The sequence below is a fragment of the Mycobacterium sp. genome (genome assembly GCF_049683935.1).
Classification (GTDB): domain Bacteria; phylum Actinomycetota; class Actinomycetes; order Mycobacteriales; family Mycobacteriaceae; genus Mycobacterium.
Window position 1 is genome coordinate 1 of record NZ_JBAUJR010000449.1, and the last position, 7,825, is coordinate 7,825.

Annotated in this window: 8 protein-coding genes; 2 read left to right on the plus strand and 6 right to left on the minus strand. The window is 67.9% G+C overall.

The window, feature by feature from the left end:
* The 5 genes from WA965_RS25140 to WA965_RS25160 form a co-directional block, all read right to left on the minus strand.
* Positions 1-1,976, minus strand: a 1,976-nt coding sequence (locus tag WA965_RS25140; protein ID WP_526448183.1) for a DEAD/DEAH box helicase, incomplete at its 3' end; no start/stop codon positions are given.
* Entirely contained in the window at positions 1,960-2,910 is a 951-nt protein-coding gene (gene tatC, locus WA965_RS25145) for a twin-arginine translocase subunit TatC (protein ID WP_526301631.1), read from the minus strand. The genes tatC and WA965_RS25140, both read right to left, overlap by 17 nt.
* A 74-nt stretch (positions 2,911-2,984) precedes the next feature.
* Complete coding sequence (gene tatA, locus WA965_RS25150; RefSeq protein ID WP_178360152.1) at positions 2,985-3,242, minus strand: Sec-independent protein translocase subunit TatA; 258 nt, start codon at positions 3,240-3,242, stop codon at positions 2,985-2,987.
* Positions 3,243-3,272: 30 nt separating this feature from the next.
* The gene (locus tag WA965_RS25155; RefSeq protein ID WP_526301633.1) at positions 3,273-4,259 is read right to left on the minus strand and encodes a helix-turn-helix transcriptional regulator; all 987 of its coding nucleotides are present in this window, start codon (positions 4,257-4,259) and stop codon (positions 3,273-3,275) included.
* Positions 4,256-5,260: a helix-turn-helix transcriptional regulator gene (locus WA965_RS25160; protein ID WP_526301635.1), complete on the minus strand. Its 1,005-nt coding sequence runs from the start codon at positions 5,258-5,260 to the stop codon at positions 4,256-4,258. Before WA965_RS25160 ends, WA965_RS25155 begins: the two co-directional genes overlap by 4 nt.
* Before the next feature lie 71 nt (positions 5,261-5,331).
* Between WA965_RS25160 and WA965_RS25165 the strand changes: the two genes are divergently transcribed.
* Positions 5,332-5,928: a class I SAM-dependent methyltransferase gene (locus tag WA965_RS25165; RefSeq protein ID WP_526301637.1), complete on the plus strand. Its 597-nt coding sequence runs from the start codon at positions 5,332-5,334 to the stop codon at positions 5,926-5,928.
* Here the strand turns inward: WA965_RS25165 and pafA are convergent, their stop codons facing one another.
* Positions 5,929-7,287, minus strand: a complete 1,359-nt coding sequence (gene pafA / locus WA965_RS25170; RefSeq protein WP_526301639.1) for a Pup--protein ligase — start codon at positions 7,285-7,287, stop codon at positions 5,929-5,931.
* A gap of 111 nt (positions 7,288-7,398) precedes the next feature.
* On the opposite strand from pafA, the gene WA965_RS25175 reads away from it, so the two are divergent.
* Positions 7,399-7,677 (plus strand): DUF7162 family protein, encoded by a 279-nt coding sequence (locus WA965_RS25175; protein ID WP_526301641.1) that lies wholly within the window; start codon positions 7,399-7,401, stop codon positions 7,675-7,677.
* Positions 7,678-7,825: the final 148 nt, after the last annotated feature.

Consider the following 7,825-nt stretch of genomic DNA (forward strand, 5'->3'; position numbering starts at 1 on the left):
CTCCTGCGCCCGCGTGCCGAGGGGACATCGCGGCTCGCGGCCGCCGACCGCAACGCCGACGCCAGGTCGCGCCGCGCCTTGGGGTTGCGATGCTCGACTCTTTTCGGCAGCGCCATCGTGCCCAACGGGGCGGCACCACCGGAATAGTCGGCCGACGAGATGCGGCCCGCCCAACGGTGTTCGGACAGCACCAACGGTCGCGGATCGTCGTCGTCGCGCGCGGGTTCGAGCACGACGGCCAGGCCACTGTGCCGACCGTGGGTGAGGGTGATGATGTCGCCCCGGCGCAGCGCGGCCAACGCGTCGTTGGTCGCCTGGCGGCGTTGCAACCGCGACGCTCGCGACTGCGCGCGTTCCCGCTCGGCGATCTGGGCGCGCAGCCGGACATAGTCGAGGATCGCGGCGTCCCGCCCGCCGAGTTCGGCTGCCAGCTCCGTCAGGAGCCGCTCGCCGCGCTCGACCCCGCGCACCAGTCCGACCACCGACCGGTCAGCCTGATACTGCGCGAAGGACCGCTCCAAGAGCCGGTGCGCCTGCTCGGGGCCCATCTGGTGCACCAGATTGATCGTCATGTTGTAGGTCGGGGCGAACGAGCTGCGCAGCGGGAACGTCCGGGTGGAGGCCAGCCCGGCGACCTCGGCGGGGTCGACATCGGGATTCCACAGCACCACGGCGTGGCCCTCGACGTCGATGCCGCGTCGCCCCGCTCGGCCGGTGAGCTGGGTGTACTCCCCCGCGGTCAACGGCATGTGCTGCTCGCCGTTGAACTTCACCAGCCGCTCCAGCACCACTGTGCGGGCGGGCATGTTGATTCCCAGAGCCAGTGTCTCGGTGGCGAATACGGCCTTGACGAGACCGGCGGTGAACAACTCCTCCACGGTGTGGCGGAAGGTCGGCAACATGCCTGCGTGGTGCGCGGCAAGACCGCGCAGCAGTCCCTCGCGCCACTCGTGGAAGTCCAGCACGATCAGATCGGAGTCGTTGAGGTCGGCGGTGCGGCGGTCCACGATCTCGGCGATCCGGCGCCGCTCCTCGTCGGTGGTCAGCCGCAACGACGATCGCAGACACTGCTTGACCGCGGCGTCACACCCGGCCCGCGAGAAGATGAACGTGATCGCCGGCAGCAGGCGGGCATGCTCGAGCACGCTGATCACGTCGGGTCGCCCTGGTGTGCGATAGAGGCTCGGCCGACCGGTGCGGTTCCGGCCTCGCGGTTGCCAATCGGCCAGCCGGTCGGCTTCGCGCCGATGTGTGATGTGGCGCAGCAACTCCGGGTCGACCAGCAGGTCGCGTCCCGGTTTGGCCGGGCCTGACGCGCGGTAGTCGAACAGATCGAGCAGGCGCTTGCCGACCAGCACGTGCTGCCACAGCGGCACCGGGCGATGCTCGTCGACCACGACGGTGGTGTCGCCGCGCACGGTCTGGATCCAGCCGCCGAACTCTTCGGCGTTGCTCACGGTCGCGGACAGGCTCACCAACCGAACGTCGTCGGACAGGTGCAGGATCACCTCTTCCCAGACCGCCCCGCGCATCCGGTCGGCCAGGAAGTGCACTTCGTCCATCACGACATGCGACAACCCGTGCAGCGCGGGTGAATCCGCGTACAGCATGTTGCGCAGCACCTCGGTGGTCATCACCACGACGTCGGCGTCACCGTTGATCGCCTGGTCACCGGTGAGCAGACCGATGCGTTCAGGTCCGTAGCGGCGCACCAGGTCGTTGTGCTTCTGGTTGCTCAGCGCCTTGATCGGTGTGGTGTAGAAGCACTTTCGGCCCGCGGCCAGCGCCAGGTGCACGGCGAATTCACCGACCACCGTCTTGCCTGCTCCGGTCGGCGCACACACCAGGACCCCGTGGCCCTGGGCCAGCGCATCACAGGCGCGACGCTGGAAACCGTCCATCGTGAACGGAAGCTGCGAGGCGAACGCGGTGACGTCGTCGAGGGCGGGGCCCGGCGCCTCAGGTGGCGTCGTCATCGACCACGAGCCGTGACGGTGCGGGCACGGCCGACGGTGCTTCGATTCTCTCGGCGGCACCGATCGGCGCCGCCTCGTCGTCGGCCACCTCGGTCAGGCGGGCGCGTCGCGCCTTGCGCATGTCGTTGAACCGCGCGATCTGGATGGCCAGTTCCAGCAGCAGCGTCAACGCCAACGCCAGCGCCAGCATCGAGAACGGGTCCGAACCGGGGGTGAAGAACGCCGCGAAGATGAACAGCGCCATGATCAATCCCCGGCGCCACGCCTTGAGCTTCTCGTAGGGGAGCACTCCCACCAGGTTGAGCATCACGATCAGCAACGGGAACTCGAAACTGATGCCGAAGACCAGGAGCAGGTTGATCAGGAAGCCGAAGTACTGATCGCCGGACAGCGCCGTCACCTGAACGTCGCTGCCGACCGTCAGCAGGAAGTCCAACGCCGTCGACAGCACCACGTAAGCCAGGATCGCGCCCGCGATGAACAGCGCTGCGCCGATCACCACGAACACCGCGCCGAACCGGCGCTCGTTGCGATACAGACCCGGGGTGATGAACGCCCACAGGTGGTACAGCCACACCGGACAGGCCATCACCAGACCCGCCGTCAGCGCCACCTTCAGCCTGAGCATGAACTGGTCGAAAGGCCCGGTGGCGAGCAGTCGGCACTGACCGTCGGGGGCGATGGTGGCCCGCGCGGACTCCGGTAGCGCGCAGTACGGGCCACGCAACCAGTCGCCGAGGCTCGGCATCCCGAACACGCCGTGGGTGTACCAGAGGAATCCGAGGATCGTGGTCAGCACCACCGCGAACGCCGCCATGAGCAGCCGGCCGCGCAGTTCGGTGAGATGTTCGGTCAACGACATCGTGCCGTCGGGATTGGCCTGGGAACGTCGCCGACGGGGGTCGAACTTCTTGAGTAAGCCAGGTATCTGCACGGAGGTTGCCTAAGTGCTTCTCACACGCGCGAGGTCACGTCGCGGGCGTTGTGCCCGCGAACCCAGATGACTGGTCAGGCCGGGCGCTTGTCCGACGACGGCTCGGTGGCCGCCTGTGTGGTGGGCGCGTCGGCCGGGTCGACGACCCGCTCCGAGGAGATCTGCGTCGGCGTCTCCGTCTTGGAGTCGGCCTGCATCTCCTTGATCTCGGACTTGAAGATGCGCATCGATTTACCCAGGGATCGCGCCGCGTCGGGGAGCTTCTTCGCACCGAAGAGCAGCACGAACACTGCGATGACGATGACCCAGTGCCACGGTTGTAGACCACCCAATTTGGTTACCTCCAGACGTCTGCGCCGAGTCTACCCGCCCGAGGACCCGGTACCGACCCGATAGGCCTCGAGCGCAGCCACGGCGGACTTCCGGACGCGCTCGACCAGCTGCTGGGGCTCCCGCACCTGCACGGCCGAGCCGGATCCCAGGATGAAGCGGGCCATCCACTGGTCGGAGGCGTAGGTCATCGTCGCTTCGCACGAACCGTCGGGGAACTCCCGCACCACCCGCAGCGGGTAGTAGTCGAACATCCACGACGCCGACGGTTCGACAAGAAGTGTCGCCGTCGGCAGGCTCGGATCTGCGGTGTCCGGGTCGAAGAGTGAGGTGTCCGGGCCGGCCTGCACAGCGGGGGGCGGCGGCGCCGACGGCTCGTCGAGCACCCTGGCATCAACGATCCGATCCAGCCGGAACAGCCGAACGCCCTCGGCGGAGCGGCACCACGCCTCGAGATAACTGTGATCGGCTATCAAGACGACACGAATCGGATCCACCACCCGACTGGACAGCTCGTCATGCGATGCCGAGTAGTAGTCGATCGCCAATGCCTGATCGGCGCGCACCGCGGTCCGTACTGCCGCGGCGGCCTCACTCTCGACCGGCGCGGGTTCGTCGACAGCGCCACCTTCGACACCGTGACCGACCTGGCCGGCCGCGGATTCGATCTTGGCGATCGCGCTGCGCGCCGCTTCGGGATCCACCATTCCCGGCACATCCAGCAGCGCACGCAGCGCGACCAACACCCCGGTGGCCTCCGGCGAGGTCAACCGGAGCGGATGGTCCATGCCCGCGGTGAACGTGACCTCGATGGTGTCGCCGGAGAACTCGAAGTCGATCAGGTCGCCGGGCCCGTACCCCGGCAGACCGCACATCCACAGCTGGTTGAGGTCGTCGCGGAGTTGGTCGACGCTGACGCCGAGGTCGATCGCCGCCTCGGCGTAGGTGATTCTCGGGTTCGCCTGGAAGTACGGAACCATGTTCAGCAGCCGCACCAGCCGCGTACTGACTGCGGTCACGATCGGACCTCGCTGCCCACCGCCGCCTGCGCCTGCAACCGCGCCACGACCTCCTCACGCAGCGACGCCGGCTCCAACGCCACCGCGTCCGCTCCATAGCTGGCGATCTCGCGTGCCGCCCGGTCGAACATGTCGATGTCGAGGGTGATCTCCTCCCCTGCGCGACCACCCAGGGTGTACGGGCCCACCACGGTGGCCCGCCGCCGCAACGCGGTGGCCCGGCCCTCGGCGACCCAGACCTTGGCCTGCCCGGCCGTCGGCCAGTCACCCACGACCCGGTCGACGATCTCGCGCAGGTTCAGTCCGGGCGGCCTGCTCACCGCGCCCGGCTCCCCGACCGGCGTCACCTCCGCGCCGATCCGCGAGAGCCGGAAGGTGCGAACGGCGTCACGATCACGGTCGTGGCCGACCAGATACCAGCGACCTCTGTCGGTGACCACGCCCCAGGGCTCCACCGTGCGGGTGGCGTACGGCTCGGTGCGCGACGAGCGGTGTGGAAACTGCACCACATGACCGGAGTCGATGGCGGACAACAGGATTCCGAGGACCTCCTCGGAGCCCCGCAGCCCGGGGAGCGCGGCGGTGGAGGTGATCGTGACGTCGCCATCGGGCGCGTACACGTCGACGCCGGCCGCCCTCAGCTTCAGCAGCGCACCCTGCGTCGCGGTGATGAGTTCCGGCGATTCCCACAGCTGTGTCGCCACCGCCACCGCGGCCGCTTCGTCGGCGGTCAGCTCCACGGCGGGCAGCGCGTAGGCCTCGCGGCTGATGCGATAGCCCTCGGTCGGGTCGGTCTGCGACACCCGCCCGGTCTCCAGCGGGATGCCCAGATCGCGCAGTTCGTTCTTGTCGCGCTCGAACATCCGCGAGAACGCCTCGTCGCTGGCGTCACCGGAGTATCCGTAGACGGTTTCGCGTATCCGGTCGGCGGTGATGAACGCCCGCGTGGACAGCAGCGCGATGACAAGGTTCATCAGCCGTTCGACTTTGGAGATCCCCACGGGATAGAGCTTAGGGTGCGTCGGGCATCCCATCCGACGGCCGATGCCCGTGCGTCTGACAGGATCGCGCGATGAGCAGTCGATGGCAGCAGTCCGACGTGCCCCGCGGAGACGACTACGACGCCCGCTGGAAACGCCTCGCCGAGTCCGGTGCCGGCGTTCACGGCGAGGCCGACCTCATCGAATCCCTGCTCCGCGAGTTCGGCGGCAACCGGGTGCTCGATGCCGGATGCGGGACGGGCAGGGTCGCGATCGAACTGGCCGCCCGGGGTTTCTCGGTGGTCGGGCTCGATCTGGACCCGACGATGCTGGACACCGCCCGCGCCAAGGCACCTGAGCTGACCTGGATCGAGGCCGACCTCGCTGATGCCGGTTCGCGCCTGGACGGGACGTTCGACATGGTGGCGCTGCCGGGCAACGTGATGATCTTCGTCGAACGAGGAACCGAAGGTCGGGTGATCGACGAGCTCACGGCCCTGCTGACACCCAACGGGCTGCTGGTCGCAGGTTTCCAGCTGCGAACCGGTCGGCTGACGGTGGATCGCTACGACGAACTGACCGCGGCCGCGGGCCTGACGCTGGTGGACCGCTGGGCCACCTGGGACCGCGAGCCGTTCACCGGTGGTGACTACGCGGTGTCGGTGCACCGAGCGGGCACCACCCGCTGATCACATGCTGGCGATGAGCCGCTTCACGCGTTCGTCGACCGACCGGAACGGGTCCTTGCACAGCACGGTCCGCTGCGCCTGATCGTTGAGCTTGAGGTGCACCCAGTCGACGGTGAAGTCCCGGCCGGCTTCCTGCGCGGCGCTGATGAACTCGCCGCGCAGCTTGGCCCTGGTGGTCTGCGGCGGCGTGTTCACCGCGGCGTCGATCTCCTCGTCGGTGGTGATCCGCGCCGCCAGACCCTTGCGTTGCAGCAGGTCGAACACGCCGCGACCACGCTTGATGTCGTGATAGGCCAAGTCGAGCTGGCTGATCTTCGGGTCGGACAGGTCCATGTTGTAGCGGTCCTGGTAACGCTGGAACAGCTTCCGCTTGATCACCCAGTCGATCTCGGTGTCGACCTTGGCGAAGTCCTGGCTCTCCACCGCATCGAGTTGCCGACCCCACAGCTCGACGACCTGCGAGATCTGCGCGTTCGCCTCCCGCGTCTGCAGGTAGTCGACCGCGCGGGAGTAGTACTCGCGTTGAATGTCCAGCGCGCTGGCCTGCCGGCCGCCGGCCAACCGCACCGGGCGTCGTCCTGTCAGATCGTGGCTGACCTCGCGGATCGCGCGGATCGGGTTGTCCAGCGAGAAGTCACGGAACGCCACACCGGCCTCGATCATCTCCAGCACCAGAGACGCCGACCCCACCTTGAGCATCGTGGTGGACTCACTCATGTTGGAGTCGCCGACGATGACGTGCAGGCGCCGGTACTTCTCGGCGTCGGCGTGCGGCTCGTCGCGGGTGTTGATGATCGGCCGTGAGCGGGTGGTCGCGCTCGACACGCCCTCCCAGATGTGCTCAGCCCGCTGGGACAGGCAGAAGGTCGCCGCCTTCGGGGTCTGCAGCACTTTTCCCGCGCCGCAGATGAGCTGGCGGGTGACCAGGAACGGCAGCAGCACATCCGAGATACGCGAGAACTCCCCGGCGCGCACGATCAGATAGTTCTCGTGGCAGCCGTACGAGTTGCCCGCAGAGTCGGTGTTGTTCTTGAACAGGTAGATGTCACCGCCGATGCCTTCGTCGGCGAGGCGTTGCTCGGCGTCGATCAACAGGTCTTCGAGCACGCGTTCGCCGGCCCGGTCGTGGGTCACCAGCTGGATGAGGCTGTCACATTCGGCGGTCGCGTACTCGGGGTGGCTGCCCACGTCGAGGTACAGACGCGCGCCGTTACGGAGGAAGACGTTGCTGCTACGGCCCCAGGACACGACCCGCCGGAACAGATAGCGGGCGACTTCGTCGGGACTGAGCCGGCGGTGGCCATGGAACGTGCAGGTCACGCCGAATTCGGTCTCGATCCCCATGATTCGTCGCTGCACCTCATCGAGACTACTTGCTGCTCGGCGCGACGGTGGCCTGGCCACGCCAGCGCGCCGCGGTGCCTGTGGATAACCACAGCAGGCAGCAGGCCGGATCTGCCAGCATGAGCCATGGGGGAAAGCACACACATCGACCTCGACCGGTTGCGGCGCCTGGCCGATCGCATCTCCGCAGCAGGCGCGGAAGTGGCCGACATGGGCGACGCGCGATGGGACCTCGGCGGGCTGCCCGGATCGCTGGTGCACGCGAGTGTCGAAGCCGCACCGATCGTCGCCGAGATCGGCGACATCTCGGAGAGCCTTCACCAATGGGCCACCGCCGCACGGGCATCGGCTGAGGTGTTCGAACGCGCCGACGCCGCCAACGGTGAACGGTTTCCACTCAGGTGACCCGGCCCACCGTCTCGCAGGCCGAGTCGTGGCGACCGGAGGCACTGCATCGGCTCGCCGATGCCTGGGACACCGCCGCCCGCCGACTGTCCGACCATGTCGACGGTTTCACTGCCGTCATCGAGGGCAGCAGCGAGTTCTGGACCGG

Coding starts and splice junctions, on each gene's coding strand:
- WA965_RS25175 (WP_526301641.1), top strand. CDS start 7,399: ATGGGGGAAAGCACACACATCGACCTCGACCGGTTGCGGCGCCTGGCC.
- WA965_RS25165 (WP_526301637.1), top strand. CDS start 5,332: ATGAGCAGTCGATGGCAGCAGTCCGACGTGCCCCGCGGAGACGACTAC.